The sequence below is a fragment of the Leptolyngbya sp. UWPOB_LEPTO1 genome (genome assembly GCF_017302695.1).
GTDB classification, from domain to species: domain Bacteria; phylum Cyanobacteriota; class Cyanobacteriia; order Leptolyngbyales; family Leptolyngbyaceae; genus Leptolyngbya; species Leptolyngbya boryana.
Genome location: NZ_JAFLCJ010000014.1, coordinates 179,313 through 191,006, shown reverse-complemented (window position 1 = coordinate 191,006; position 11,694 = coordinate 179,313). Strand labels below are relative to the sequence as shown.

Genomic DNA, 11,694 nt, shown 5'->3' with positions numbered 1-11,694 from the left:
GAGACCGTTCGACTTGCATGTGTTAAGCATACCGCCAGCGTTCATCCTGAGCCAGGATCAAACTCTCCATAGTATATAGAGTAAGCTTGTAGCTCAATTCAGTAATTTATCCGGTTACCTTTCCGGTTCCTAACGAGTTAGGAACATTTTCTTGACGAAGGCTTTCCTTTCTCTGGCTTCTAAACTATTCTGTTTTATAGGTTCAGTTCTGCGGTTCGGAGCCTCGCTTCAGCGCGCTTCCCTCACCGCTTTATTAATGTATCAAGCCTAATTGGGTTTGTCAACAAAGTCTTGCAAGTTTTTTGAGAGATTGGGAAAAATAGGGGGTTAGCCTTAATTTGATAGACTTTCTAGAATTTTTGAGTAAAGGGTTTGGGTGAAAATTCGAGCAGTTTGTTTGTCGTTCTCTTGGCGATAGTCGTTTATGTAGAGAGGCGGATTGATTCGGATCGAAGCTTTTGCACCTGCTGAGGCGGTTGGGGAATAAAAAAGAGCGATCGGTAAAATTGGTACCCTTATTTCTCCGCTTGCCTCTGCTTGAAGGACTAATCGCGCTAATCCAGTCTTAAACTCGCGCAGGGGCTGGTCTCGCACAATTCCGCCTTCTGGGAAAATGACAAGTTTGTGTTTGGCTTGAAGAAGTTCGATCGCACATCGCAAACTAGAAACGCTAGGACGAGCAAGATTGACTGGGAAAGCTCCGAGGCGTTCGATCGCCCAGCCTTGGATTCCTGTAAATTGATTCGCGTTTGTCATGAATCGCAGGGGTTCTTGACTCAAGAGCGATAGAACTAAAGGATCCCATCGGCTGAAATGCTTAGAGGCAAGAATACAAGGTCCTTGCTGAGGAAGATTCTCTCGCCCTTGAATTTCGATCGAACTAAAGTACAGTCTGAGAAAAGTCCGATGAATTGGGAAGAGTGACCAGTAAAGCCAGGGTTTGACAGTAGCGGTGGTGGACACAATTTATCGATTTAGGGTGCGAACAGTGAGCAATTGGGGGGGCGTTGCATCGGGAGGATAGAGAAAATCGACTTCGACAGAGCGACGTTCCCCAGGCGAGAGCGTCAAAGTCAGAAGCGGATCACCTTTTTGACCTCGGCGTTGAACGAGATGGATAAATCGGGTTTGAGGGGTTGAGCGATCGTCTAAATAACGCAGCCGAATTGTACCGCGAAAGAAAATTTGAGGCGCAGGAGCCGTGAGGAAGACAACTTCATTCCTACTTCTATCTTGTTTGAGCGGAGTTTCGATCGAGACTTGAATCGTTTGAGCTTGACGCGTAGAATTTCGCAGGGGAAGGGTCAAACTGTAATGAATTCCATAATTTCCATTTGCAAGGTAGGCAGTATCGGGATAGCGCACCAGCATCGGAGCACTTTGAATCTGACCTGTTCCAAATGTGCCTCGTTCCAGCGTACTTAAACCATAAGAAAAGGCGCGACCGGGTTTGGGGATATTGAGAGAGTTCGAACGAGAATCATCTGTTATGTTGGTGCGCCATTCTGAACCTTTGGCAACACCAGCGACACGACCATAGGTAATGTTAGTTGTTTTGGCGTTAGGAGGAGTGGGAGGAATATCTCTAGGTCCTGCAACTCCAGCATTCACTAGAAGATTTAGCCATTCTTCGATCGTCGGAACTCGCTCAGTTCGATTGGCGTTTAATGGCGCGAACATTGCTAGGGTGGCAACATAGACTGGTGCATTACTATTGAGACGCATTAACGTAGAGCGTCCGTTTGAAGTTGGAGTGACTGTACCTGCTGGAATTGGGAGATTCATCAGCATTTGTGCCTGTTTCGGCGGGATCATCATTCCCGTTGGAATACTGCCATTCCTGCGCCCACGAAGAATATCATTTACAACTCGGCTGCCCGGCCCGGCAAAGACTGTGCCTAGCGGATCTTCAACAGAGGCAGGGAGATCAACAAACAGAGCATCGGGGCGAGTGAGATAGCTGGCAGCTTGAGAGATATCAATTTGAACTGGGCGATCGTTGGGATTGTAGACCACGATGCCTTGGAAGAGCGATCGTGTTTGACTGGGATTGCTGGCTCTAGAAATATGATGGGCGAAGATATCAAATCTGCCGTTGAATGCGTAATTTAGATGAGCCGAGGGAACCCGCATTCCTGCAGATGGAAAAGTTGAAAGGAGAATCCCTTCTGTGAGAACAACTTCAGGACTATTGCTATTGAAAACCGGAACATCATCAAGTTTGCCAGGCAGGGGACGAATCTCTTGAGATTCAATGAATTCTTGATTGGGAATTCCCTCCTGAAATGGGAGAATTTCTTGGTTAGTCGGTTGTGGGGCAATCATCGGGGCGGGAGTGGGAACCCGTGGGGGAAGTTGGGCGAAGGAGGAGAAAAGCAGGCTCGAAAACATGGACTTGCTACCGACGAACTTAGAAACGTCAAAAATGCTACCCCTATATAGCCCCATTTCCGACAATCTTTGCCTTAATAAAGCATAGAAATTATCGCAGCCTTACAAAAGAACCTCCCAAAAGTATGGTGAAGCTTACCTCTAAAACACGATCGCAGTCACAATCACAATCTCTAAAACTGTCATTAGGATTTTTTGTATTCGTGACTAGCGCTGATTTTGTCAGTACAGAAGTTTTTGCCCAACCGATCTTGCCGTTCAGTGCAGCTAAGAGTTTGGCACTTCCAAAAAACAGCGATTATTGTGAAGGGCGGCTCAAAGATGGTTGGCTCCAGGGCACGCATGTTTGCCAATTTCCCAGCGGAAATCGATTTCAGGGAAATTTTCAGCGGCACGATCGAGAGGGACAGGGGGTGTTCACCTATGCAGATGGCACGCGCTGTGAGGGAAATTTTCAGAACAATCTGCTGAATGGTCGTGGGATGTGCCAATTTGCGAGCGGAAATCGCTATGAAGGCGAGTTTCGACAGAATATTCGAGAGGGACAGGGGGTGTTTACCTATGCAGATGGCACGCGCTGTGAGGGAAATTTTCGCTCGAATTCGCTGAATGGGTTTGGACGGTGTACGTTCTCCAGTGGAAATCGCTACGAAGGAGCATTTCGTGACAATGTGCGGCAAGGGCGTGGCGTTTTTATTTATGCAAATGGCACACGCTGCGAGGGGGAATTTCGGCAGAATGCGATGACTGGATTTGGAGTCTGTTTGTACCCAAATGGCGATCGCTATGAAGGCGAGTTTCAGAATAATCAGCGCAATGGACGTGGGGTTTATATTTTCTCAACTGGAGCGCGATCGCAAGGAGTTTGGCGAAATGGAAATTTACCACAGGTCAGACCATCTCAGCCTAGACCACAACCCCGACCCCAAACGCGACCAAACCGCCGCCCAACTCGATAAATATTGATTTTGCGGCGATCAATGTTCCAACATTTGGCGAAAGTAAGCGAAAATTTGAGAGGTTTTCACTTGAGGCAATCCCAATGGCATATCGCTTACTATTTGTGTGCTTAGGCAATATTTGTCGATCGCCCTCTGCCGAAAACATCATGAATCATCTGATCCGCCAAGCTGGATTAGAGTGTGAAATTACCTGTGATTCGGCAGGAACATCGAGTTATCACATTGGCAGCCCACCTGATCGCAGAATGAATGCTGCGGCGAAACTCAGAGGCATCGAGCTTGTTGGACGTGCAAGACAATTTGAACGCGCGGATTTTGAAGAATTCGATTTGATTCTGGCAATGGACATCGATAATTTTGAAGCGATTCGGTCGATCGATCCTGCTGGAACCTATCAAGACAAAGTTCGCTTGATGTGCGACTTCTGTACCGAGCATTCCTTAAGAGAAGTCCCTGATCCTTATTATGGTGGGACGGAAGGATTTAACTTTGTGATTGACCTGCTTTTAGATGCGTGTCAGGGATTGTTAGATTTTGTGATTCAAGAACAGAACTTAACACCTACGTCTGCACGGTAGATGAAGCGATCGTGATAGACTGAGAGCATTCAACACAATTCCGACCGAAATACCGGGAATAAATGCTTACGGCAGCTTGATTTGATTCAAGTGCCGAATTATTGTCTTTAGCCGATCCACCAATTGCAATGGTCATTTCTTCTACACCTCCCTCCGTCCGCAAACCCTCCAAAGTTGAAGGCATCAAAGAGCGTAGTAACTTCTTACGCGAACCCGTCGCTTCAGAATTGTTGCTGGACACGAACGCTTTTTCCGAAGACGGCATTCAACTGCTGAAATTTCACGGGTCTTATCAGCAAGATAATCGTGATAATCGCGTCAGAGGACAAGAAAAAGATTACTCGATGATGCTGAGAACTCGCTCCCCTGGCGGGTTTGTTCCCCCTGAGTTGTATTTGACCATCGATCGGTTATCAGATGAATATGGCAATCACACAATTCGGGTCACGACTCGCCAAGCGTTTCAACTACACGGCGTTTTGAAGAAGAATCTGAAAGCGACGATTAGCGCGATCGTCAAAAGTATGGGATCAACGCTGAGTGCTTGTGGTGACGTGAATCGAAACGTCATGTCTCCGCCTGCACCGTTTAAAAATCGCCCAGAATATGAATATGCTCGGACGTATGCGAATAACATCGCTGATTTTCTCACGCCGCAATCAGGTGCGTATTACGAAGTTTGGTTAGATGGGGAAAAGGCGATGACGGGTGAAGAAGATCCGGAAGTCGTCGCAGCCCGGAAGCGGAACATTAACGGCTCCAATATTGAAAATTCGCCTGAGCCGATTTATGGAACGTACTATCTGCCTCGGAAGTTCAAAATTGCAGTGACAGTTCCCGGTGACAATTCTGTTGATTTGTTCTCGCAGGACATTTCTTTGGTTGTTTTGACGAATGATCAAGGTGAGTTAGAAGGCTTTAATGTCTATGCGGGAGGCGGGCTTGGGCGGACTCATGGCAAAGAAGAAACTTTTCCTCGCATCGCTGATCCCATTGGATATGTTGCCAAAGCAGATGTTTACGATTTGGTAAAAGCGATCGTTGCGACTCAGCGGGATTATGGCGATCGCTCTGATCGGCGTCATTCTCGGATGAAATACCTCGTTGAAGAATGGGGCGTTGAGAAATTCCGTTCTAAAGTTGAAGAATACTTTGGTAAAGCGATCGAGCCGTTCAAGCCTTTACCTGAATTCAAGTTTCTCAACTATCTGGGCTGGAATGAGCAAGGCGATGGAAAACTGTTCTATGGCATCTCAATTCAGAATGGTCGGATCAAAGATGAAAACGGTTTCCGGCTGAAAGCAGCGCTCAAAAAGATTGTGACAAAGTTCAATCTGCCGATGTTACTGACACCGAGCCAGAATGTTCTGTTATATGACATTGAAAAGAGCGATCGCCAAAGAATCAATCGCATTCTGCGCGAACATGGGATCGAACGTCCTGATCAGATTGATCCTTTAGTTCGTGATTCTATGGCATGTCCTGCATTACCGACGTGTGGACTGGCAACCACGGAAGCTGAACGAGCGAGTTTACCAATTTTGACTCGAATTCGGTTATTGCTCGAAAAAGTAGGCTTACCGAATGAGTCATTTATCTTCCGCATGACAGGCTGCCCGAATGGCTGTGCGCGTCCGTATCTCGCAGAATTGGCACTGGTGGGAACGGGTCCAAATATGTACCAAGTTTGGCTAGGTGCGGCTCCCAATCAAACGAGATTGGCAAAGGTCTTCATCGAGAAGATGAATTTGGATGATTTAGAAGCGGTATTCGAGCCTGTGTTTACGTACTTTAAGAAAGAGCGGAAGGCAGGGGAAAGCTTTGGAGATTTCTGCGATCGTGTTGGTCTAGATGCGATTCATCAATTCACCGGAGTATAGCTTCAACGAGTGACTTCAACTCGGAAGACAAAAGGGGCGTTCATTACGCCCTTTTTTACTGACCTGAATCTAGGGCAATTCTAAACTCCGCCAAATATACCAACTCGCGATCGTACAATACGGGTTCCAAGCCTGTCCGACTTGCAAAACTGTCTTTTTATTTGGTAATTCTTCTAGCTGATAAATCCGCCGAATTCCCGCTCGAATCCCCAGATCATCAACAGGCAAAACATTCCAGCGATGCAGTCGAAAAATCAGAAGCATCTGAACAGTCCAACGTCCAATCCCTTTGACTTTAATCAGTGTTTGGATAATCGCTTCGTCTTCTAATTCTTCTAATTCTTCTAGCGTTGGCAATCCGGTTTGAATATTTTGTGCCAGATCCTTGAGATAAACAATTTTTTGGCGTGAAAATCCAACTCCTCGTAGCGTTTCATCTGGCGTTTCTAGAATTGCTTCTGCTGTAATGGCGCGATCGCGGTAAAGCTCAAGAAACCGATGATAAATTGCCGTTGCAGCTTTTGTTGATAGCTGTTGATAAACAATCGATCGCGCAAGTGAGTGCAACAAATCTCCTGATTGCTGAGTCAGTTTGCACTCTCCCACTTGATCAATGACTGTTCCCAGTCTCGGATCAGCAAGCTTCAAAGTTTGAATTGCGATCGCATAATCATTCATGCACGACAATGGCAGACTTAATCGCTCTGGAAACGGCTTTTCCATCTTTATCTACTTTGCCATAGAACGTTTGATCTTTGTAGATCAGCGATGACGATGAACCCCCATCTAAGTTCAAGGCTTGTTCAACACCCAAGCGTTGTAGAAATCCAGTCATAGCTTGCACAGACATCCCAGAATTTTGCGGTGCATCTGGCTTTTGGGCTGCCATAACTAAAATGACTGAACCATCTTTTAAGATCCCGATCGCACTTCTCGCATTGCGCTGCGTGACCCCAATCGAATCTCTTCCGACCATCTCATCGACAAAGCCCTCTTGTTTCGCGGTCAATCTGGGTAACAGTTGAGGACCAGCGCCAATGGCATCGATCAACTGACACCCCGACGGTGCAACTGCCGAACGAGCCGCGATCGCATATTGAATCTTCTCGCCGCATTTGTACTGTCGAAACTCCGATCGCTCTAGGATTTGAGGCAAATACGGCTGGAGATCGGGATTCTTCATTAAGCGATCATTGGTGTTGGGATCTGAAACAACTTTGCCGTTTTTCGTAATATAGGAAGTCGTTTTTTCATTTTTCGGGTCAAAGAACCCACCGTTTAGGGCTGCGATCGCATTCATCGATTTGCCAAATTGCTCGATCGGTTCCAACTTTGGAGAAAGCGCGATCGACACTTTAAATTGACTTTGAGGTGCGATCGTCACCGTATGAATTTCGCTATTAGGCAAAGAATAAACCTGATATTTAGGTACACCCTGAGTAACGCTTGCCGATGGAGATGCAAAGACGGTTGGTTGCTGGGTGGGAGCCACTTGAGAAGAAACAGAAACCTGAGAAGAAACGAGAGAGTGAACAAACCATAACCCTAAGCTACCGCAGCCAAATATTGCCAGACTTGCAAGCCACAGCCTTTTCACGATCGAACTCCTGATGATGTTGATGACCGAATAACACAAGCAATCTCTCTATTAGAACGCGAATTGGCAAAGACGAGCGAGAAACAGGTCATGACTCGCTCAAGATAGTACAAACATCCAAGAAACTACGGAAATGAATTGCGCCAAGTTTAACGAAGTTCAATCTTCGGATAGAGTTAGTCCGAGATTTTACGGCTCTAAAGCTACGACTGTAGGTAGACCGCTTTGCAGATGCTCTCGATCTAGAATTATTTCACTATAAGTAAATCTGCAATTGAACTGAAAAGTTTATACGTCTGTAGGAGCAGCCAAAATGGAGAAGATTCGAGTTGTATTGATTGAAGATCATGATTTGACTCGCTTTGGGATTCGAGCACTTTTGAGAGAGCAAGGTATTGAACTCGTTGGCGAAGCGCGGGATGCTCGATCGGGATTGAATCTGATTCGCTCAACTCAACCGGACGTTGCGATCGTCGATATCGGTTTGCCAGATATGACTGGCATCGAACTGACGCAGCAATTTAGAGCCGATGGAGAAGCTCCAAATACCAAAATCTTGATCATGACGATGCATGATGATGAAGAGATGGTGTTAGCTGCTTTTGCGGCAGGCGCAGATTCTTACTGCATGAAGGATATTACAGGCTCACGGTTATCTGAAGCGATTCACACAACTGCCTCTGGAAACGCCTGGATCGATCCCGCGATCGCGCGAATTGTCCTAGGTCAAGTCAAGCTGGCTCGACCGACTGAAGCGACCACGACAGTTACCATTAACAAACTTTCTTTTGAAGATAGCGGCATGATTTCTGAATATCCGCTAACGACTCGGGAGCTAGATGTACTGGAACTGATCGTAGATGGGCGAAGTAACGCTGAGATTGCAGAGAAGCTTTACATCACAATTGGAACGGTCAAAACTCACGTTCGCAACATTCTCAATAAACTCTGTGTGAATGATCGGACTCAGATTGCAGTTCGCGCACTGCGAGCAGGATTAGTGAAATAAAGCCTTAGAACTCCAAGCTTTTGCTAAGCTCGGAGTTCTCGTCATTAGGGAGCATCTCGATCGACAACTTCATCTTTGAGCGAAACTGCATGACTCGAAGGCGTAATCGGTCTACCTCGATACTTAGAATATACTTGCGTAAACTCAGCTCCAAACAGCAAAATCTGTGCTGAATAAAATACCCAAATCAATATCACAACCAGCGATCCAGCCGCTCCATAGGTCGAGCTAACACCGCTATTACCCAGGTAAAGACCGAGTAAGAACTTACCTAGATTGAACAATAAAGCTGTCACTGCCGCACCAACCCAAAGGTTCTTCCAAGGCACATGCACATCGGGCAAGAATCGATAGATTGAAGCAAAGAGCAGTGTAATAATCCCAAACGAAATCACAAAATTGAGGATTTGCCCAATCGCGATCGACCCCGGTAGGAATGCTCCAAAGTACGCGCTAATCCCGGCTAGAATTGCAGACAAGACTAACGAAACCAGCAATAAAAATCCAATCACTAAGACCATTGCAAACGAGAGAAACCGCGCTTGTAGAAAGCTTTTTACTGCCCGCCCTGGCTTCGGTTTTACTTCCCAAATTGTATTGAGTGCCGTTTGCAACTGTCCGAACACTCCAGAGGCTCCAAAAATTAGAACTACAATCCCGATAAAGGTTGCAACTCCTCCTCCTGCTCCAGGCTTACTGGCATTTTCGATCATCGATTGAATGAACTCTGCGCCATCTCTGCCCACTAAACCTTGAATCTGCCCAACAATTTCGCCTTGGGCTGCCTCTTGTCCATAAATTGCACCTGCAATTGCGATCGCAATGATCAACAGAGGCGCGATCGAAAACATCGTATAGTAAGCCAACGCCGCCGCTAACAAAGGAACATTATCTTCATTCCACTCTGTCACCGTATCTCGCAGCAAGCGCACAATCGTTTTGAATCGCATAGGAATAGACGTTTAGATATATCTATGTGCCAACTTATAGTAAGACAAGGATTCATTTCATCGCCCACAAGTACGAGTTTTGCGCAAATCCACCTTGAGACTGAGGAAGTTCTGTCAGCGCTCCTAACCTCAGAAAGGTACGACTGAATCTCCAGCCTGTTAAGTTAATCACATGGTTTTCAAAGAGTTAAATTACACGGAAGATAACTATGAATATTCTAGCTTGGATCATTTTGGGACTGTTGGCAGGTGCAATTGCAAAAGCAATTTATCCCGGTCGTCAAGGCGGTGGAATTCTGGGAACTTTGATTCTCGGTATCGTTGGTGCCTTTATTGGTGGAACGATCGCAACGCTGCTTGAAACTGGAACATTTGCTTTCGCTGCAACTAGCTTGAGCTTGACGGGCGTTTTCTTGGCAGTTTTGGGTGCAATTATTGCGCTCTTTATCTACTACAAGTTCGCAGGTCGCGCTTACTAAATCTCACTGACTAAATCTAAGGAGAAACCTGCTACCAAATATAAGGAGAAATTTGCTATGAGTCAGGATAGAACGATCTCAACCGATAGCCACGATCGCGCTCAAAGCGATGCCTATGATCCGCATATTATTCCAGCTGAAACGGCTGCTCGCAAGGAGCGCGAAGGTTCTCAGTTCAAGACCGTTCCAACCGAAGAACGTGAAGCTTCTGCTTCAACGGATGATCAAACAGATTCAAAAAGCATTGAAACAACAGGAGGTTACACTGTTGATCAAGAAGGCTTACTGAACAACTATGCGATCGAACCTGAGATGTACTATGAAGTTCCTGGTGATGCCCGTCAGGCTGAAGAGGAGCAACATCAGCAGCGAGTCGAAGAATATCGCGAAATCAATCAGGATGAAGAAGGTAAGCTGACGATGGAACACGATCAGCGTGGGCGAGGAACAGGGGCGATTTAGTCCAACAAACTCCCTCTATAATCCCTAGCGATCGCGATCCTGTTTGAGTCGTCACTGCTAGAAAGGGTGGAGAGTAGGGAATTAGAGCATCACTCTAAACTCCCTACTCTCCACTCCTTACTTCACAACTGATTTGAAGCTGCTGAAGGCGTAATGATCACGCCTTTTTTCATAGCTCTTTTTTCAATTGAAAAAAGCTATATCCAGAAGGATAATCATCAACTTGAGCAAACATTTCATAGCCAAGCTTTTCATAAAACTCCTTGGCTTGAAAACTAAACGTATCGAGTAGCGCTTCGGTGCAGCCCCTGCGTTTCGCTTCCTGCTCTGCTAAATGCATCAATTGGCTTGCAAACCCTTGTCTCCGAATTGATTCTTCAACCCATAGCGCCTCAATCAATAGCCAATTCCAGCGAGTTAAACTCACTAAGCCTGCTTTGACTTTATCGCGATCGTCTAACAAGAAAATTTCAATTGGCAATCCTCGTAATGCACTTTGATCAAAGTAGCCATTCGCTGATGTCGTTTCAGGATTATATTGCCGCAACTTAGATCGCACATAGTTACGGTAGGAAGGATGCTCCTGAGTAAACAGTGCAAAATGATACGTGTCATTTCGCTCGATTAAAAGCGCTGGAATCTTCTTTCGCAGCGCAGCATCAAACGCTTGCACATGAGCTTCAATCCCCGTAATTGCCGTTCCCACAACAACTGCATATGCACCTAAATCGATCGCTTGTCTTGCAAGTTCCGGCGAATTGACTTTGCCCTCACAAATAACAGGTACATTTGATTTCTCGAGAATCTCAGCTAACAGATCAAAAGCTGGCGGTGAACAGCCTTCTGTCGCTGGCGTAAATCCGTACATGGTCGTGGCAATCATGTCTGCCCCAGCTTGAATCGCTGCGATCGCAGATTCCAAGCTATCAATATCCGCGACCACAAGCTTACCGAGTTCCTGATGAATCCTCTGGATCAAAATTTCAATGGGTTCAGGTCGATCGCGCAAGGTCGCATCGATCGCAATAAAATCGGCTCCAGCTGCTGCTAGTGCTTGAGCCTGTTCAAACCTAGGCGTGATATAAACTTCATATCCTGGAATCTTCTGCTTCCAGAGACCCAAGATTGGAGCCGAAATCCGCTGCCGGACAGCAGTAACTCGTTCTGGCGTATCAATCCGAACGGCAACTGCATTTTGGGCAACCACAGATTCTGCGATCGCAGCAATGATCGTCGGGTGATTTAAGGGTGAATCTGCGGGTGCTTGGCAAGATACGATTAGCCCAGATTCAAGGGGTTTTAGAAGTTGGGCGATATCGCGAGGCATAAATTGAATGACCACCTGTGAAGACATTACATCAAGACGTGGATATGGTTTTGTGATTA

12 protein-coding genes and 1 rRNA gene are annotated in these 11,694 nt (G+C 46.2%); 6 read left to right on the top strand and 7 right to left on the bottom strand.

The features are described from left to right. The 3 genes from J0L70_RS20890 to J0L70_RS20880 form a co-directional block, all read right to left on the bottom strand. Positions 1 to 73: ribosomal RNA gene (locus tag J0L70_RS20890) — 16S ribosomal RNA — on the bottom strand; the annotation flags it as partial. A gap of 260 nt (positions 74 to 333) precedes the next feature. Continuing rightward, entirely contained in the window at positions 334 to 963 is a 630-nt protein-coding gene (locus tag J0L70_RS20885) for a lysophospholipid acyltransferase family protein (RefSeq protein WP_190653324.1), read from the bottom strand. Positions 964 to 966: 3 nt separating this feature from the next. Next, a complete protein-coding gene (locus J0L70_RS20880) occupies positions 967 to 2,325 on the bottom strand; it encodes a DUF3370 domain-containing protein (RefSeq protein ID WP_287455740.1) in 1,359 nt (452 codons plus the stop codon). Positions 2,326 to 2,594: 269 nt separating this feature from the next. Here J0L70_RS20880 and J0L70_RS20875 point away from each other — a divergent pair, with 269 nt between their 5' ends. The 3 genes from J0L70_RS20875 (at position 2,595) to sir (ending at position 5,811) form a co-directional block, all read left to right on the top strand. Beyond that, entirely contained in the window at positions 2,595 to 3,350 is a 756-nt protein-coding gene (locus J0L70_RS20875; protein ID WP_287455739.1) for an MORN repeat-containing protein, read from the top strand. 83 nt (positions 3,351 to 3,433) lie between these two features. Then, positions 3,434 to 3,931: a low molecular weight protein-tyrosine-phosphatase gene (locus tag J0L70_RS20870; RefSeq protein ID WP_287455738.1), complete on the top strand. Its 498-nt coding sequence runs from the start codon at positions 3,434 to 3,436 to the stop codon at positions 3,929 to 3,931. A 128-nt stretch (positions 3,932 to 4,059) separates the two neighbouring features. After that, positions 4,060 to 5,811 carry a sulfite reductase, ferredoxin dependent gene (gene sir / locus J0L70_RS20865; protein ID WP_287455737.1) on the top strand — a complete coding sequence of 584 codons (1,752 nt, stop codon included), beginning with the start codon at positions 4,060 to 4,062 and terminating at the stop codon, positions 5,809 to 5,811. A 69-nt stretch (positions 5,812 to 5,880) separates the two neighbouring features. On the opposite strand, the gene J0L70_RS20860 is transcribed toward sir, so the two are convergent. After that, positions 5,881 to 6,534: a DNA-3-methyladenine glycosylase family protein gene (locus J0L70_RS20860; protein ID WP_287455736.1), complete on the bottom strand. Its 654-nt coding sequence runs from the start codon at positions 6,532 to 6,534 to the stop codon at positions 5,881 to 5,883. Continuing rightward, a complete protein-coding gene (locus J0L70_RS20855; protein WP_287455735.1) occupies positions 6,482 to 7,408 on the bottom strand; it encodes a phosphodiester glycosidase family protein in 927 nt (308 codons plus the stop codon). Before J0L70_RS20855 ends, J0L70_RS20860 begins: the two co-directional genes overlap by 53 nt. 313 nt (positions 7,409 to 7,721) lie before the next feature. Here J0L70_RS20855 and J0L70_RS20850 point away from each other — a divergent pair, with 313 nt between their 5' ends. Continuing rightward, positions 7,722 to 8,417 carry a response regulator gene (locus J0L70_RS20850; protein ID WP_287455734.1) on the top strand — a complete coding sequence of 232 codons (696 nt, stop codon included), beginning with the start codon at positions 7,722 to 7,724 and terminating at the stop codon, positions 8,415 to 8,417. A gap of 44 nt (positions 8,418 to 8,461) precedes the next feature. On the opposite strand, the gene J0L70_RS20845 is transcribed toward J0L70_RS20850, so the two are convergent. Next, positions 8,462 to 9,367 carry a YihY/virulence factor BrkB family protein gene (locus tag J0L70_RS20845; RefSeq protein ID WP_017289149.1) on the bottom strand — a complete coding sequence of 302 codons (906 nt, stop codon included), beginning with the start codon at positions 9,365 to 9,367 and terminating at the stop codon, positions 8,462 to 8,464. Between the two features lie 209 nt (positions 9,368 to 9,576). Between J0L70_RS20845 and J0L70_RS20840 the strand changes: the two genes are divergently transcribed. Continuing rightward, positions 9,577 to 9,846, top strand: a complete 270-nt coding sequence (locus J0L70_RS20840) for a GlsB/YeaQ/YmgE family stress response membrane protein (protein WP_017289148.1) — start codon at positions 9,577 to 9,579, stop codon at positions 9,844 to 9,846. A 57-nt stretch (positions 9,847 to 9,903) separates the two neighbouring features. Then, positions 9,904 to 10,308 (top strand): hypothetical protein, encoded by a 405-nt coding sequence (locus tag J0L70_RS20835; RefSeq protein ID WP_017289147.1) that lies wholly within the window; start codon positions 9,904 to 9,906, stop codon positions 10,306 to 10,308. A gap of 169 nt (positions 10,309 to 10,477) precedes the next feature. Here the strand turns inward: J0L70_RS20835 and J0L70_RS20830 are convergent, their stop codons facing one another. Continuing rightward, on the bottom strand, positions 10,478 to 11,662 hold the full coding sequence (locus J0L70_RS20830; protein ID WP_287455733.1) for a putative N-acetylmannosamine-6-phosphate 2-epimerase: 1,185 nt from the start codon (positions 11,660 to 11,662) through the stop codon (positions 10,478 to 10,480). Between the last annotated feature and the right edge of the window lie 32 nt (positions 11,663 to 11,694).

Excerpts from the sequence above, each read along its gene's own strand:
- J0L70_RS20880 (WP_287455740.1), bottom strand. The coding sequence starts at position 2,325 with ATGATTGCCCCACAACCGACTAACCAAGAAATTCTCCCATTTCAGGAG.
- J0L70_RS20870 (WP_287455738.1), top strand. The coding sequence starts at position 3,434 with ATGGCATATCGCTTACTATTTGTGTGCTTAGGCAATATTTGTCGATCG.
- sir (WP_287455737.1), top strand. The coding sequence starts at position 4,060 with ATGGTCATTTCTTCTACACCTCCCTCCGTCCGCAAACCCTCCAAAGTT.
- J0L70_RS20860 (WP_287455736.1), bottom strand. The coding sequence starts at position 6,534 with ATGGAAAAGCCGTTTCCAGAGCGATTAAGTCTGCCATTGTCGTGCATG.
- J0L70_RS20850 (WP_287455734.1), top strand. The coding sequence starts at position 7,722 with ATGGAGAAGATTCGAGTTGTATTGATTGAAGATCATGATTTGACTCGC.
- J0L70_RS20845 (WP_017289149.1), bottom strand. The coding sequence starts at position 9,367 with ATGCGATTCAAAACGATTGTGCGCTTGCTGCGAGATACGGTGACAGAG.
- J0L70_RS20840 (WP_017289148.1), top strand. The coding sequence starts at position 9,577 with ATGAATATTCTAGCTTGGATCATTTTGGGACTGTTGGCAGGTGCAATT.
- J0L70_RS20835 (WP_017289147.1), top strand. The coding sequence starts at position 9,904 with ATGAGTCAGGATAGAACGATCTCAACCGATAGCCACGATCGCGCTCAA.
- J0L70_RS20830 (WP_287455733.1), bottom strand. The coding sequence starts at position 11,662 with ATGTCTTCACAGGTGGTCATTCAATTTATGCCTCGCGATATCGCCCAA.